This window comes from Kineococcus indalonis, assembly GCF_009906395.1.
In the GTDB taxonomy this organism is placed as follows: domain Bacteria; phylum Actinomycetota; class Actinomycetes; order Actinomycetales; family Kineococcaceae; genus Kineococcus; species Kineococcus indalonis.
Genome location: NZ_JAAALM010000830.1, coordinates 1 through 1143, shown reverse-complemented (window position 1 = coordinate 1143; position 1143 = coordinate 1). Strand labels below are relative to the sequence as shown.

Below are 1143 nucleotides of genomic sequence, written 5' to 3'. Positions count from 1 at the left end.
GGCGGGTGCTGCGCGCGCGGGTGGCCCGCGACGGGGCGCGGCTGCTGGTGGTGTGCCAGGACGCGGGCGGGGCGGTGCGGGTGCGGGTGCACGGCGTGGTGCGCGGGGCCGCGGGCCGGCCGCTGCGCCTGGGCGCCGCCTCCCCGGAGCTGGTGCCCGACGCCGGGGAGGTGCTGGACGCCTCGTGGCTGCGCGACGACCGGGTGGTGGTCCTGGTGCGCCCGGGCCCCGGCCTGCGGCGCGGAGGGCACCAGCCACACCCAGCCGTGCCGGTCCACGGAGGGCGGCGCCAGCACCGACCCGCCGGCGTCCAGGGACACCGGCGCGGCCTCGCGCGCGGGCTGCACCCGCAGCACGCGCCCCTCCTCGGCCAGCCACGCGGTGCACGAGCCGTCCGCGGCGACCGCCGGGTGCCGGGCACCGGCGGCCGCGCCGGCCGCGCCGGGGGCCGGCTGCACGCTGGTGCGGTCCCAGCGCGCCACGCCCGCCGGGCCGGCCAGCACCAGGCGCGCGTCCGGCACGGGCAGCGCCACCGGCGGGTCGGCCGCCGGTGAGGACGACCCGCGCGTCAGCTCCGCGCCGCCCACGCGCACCACGACGTCCTCCACCCCCGGCAGGCGGGTCAGCCCGGCGCGCAGCTGCGCCAGCAGCACCGCGCGCCGCTCCGGGGTCGCCCGCAGCGCCGGGGCCGTCAGGTCCACCGTCGCCGCGCCGTCCGCCACCGGCACGGTGCCCGTGCGCAGGCGGGTGCCCGCCGGCGCGCCGCTGAGCACCGCGGGGGCCAACCACGGCGAGGCCCCGGCCAGCAGCTCGGTGACGACGCGGGTGGCCGTGGAGGAGTCGTAGGTGAACCAGCGCACGTCGCCGACCAGCTGGGCGGTGTCGAGGGTGGCGAAGTGCACGGGGAAGGGGCGCAGCGAGCGGGAGGCGTCCACCTGCGTCAGCAGCCGGCCGTCGCCGGGCACGTCCACGCGCCACTCCCCCTCCACCCGCACCAGCCGCAGGGTGCGCTGCAGGGCGGTGCCCGCGGGGCGCTGCGCGTAGCGGCCCGCGGCGTCGATCTCGGCGACGACCTCCCCGGAGACCACCACGGCGGCGCCGCCGCCCGCGGTGCCCCCCGCGCCGCCGTGGTGGTCTCCGGGG

The 1143-nt window shown here is 82.0% G+C and carries 2 pseudogenes; one reads left to right on the top strand and one right to left on the bottom strand.

Annotated features, from left to right (window positions below):
• Positions 1-5: 5 nt before the first annotated feature.
• A pseudogene (locus GTR00_RS26545) lies at positions 6-248 on the top strand (LpqB family beta-propeller domain-containing protein); the annotation flags it as partial.
• Positions 249-263: 15 nt separating this feature from the next.
• Here the strand turns inward: GTR00_RS26545 and GTR00_RS26540 are convergent.
• A pseudogene (locus tag GTR00_RS26540) lies at positions 264-860 on the bottom strand (LpqB family beta-propeller domain-containing protein); the annotation flags it as partial.
• Positions 861-1143 lie beyond the last annotated feature (283 nt).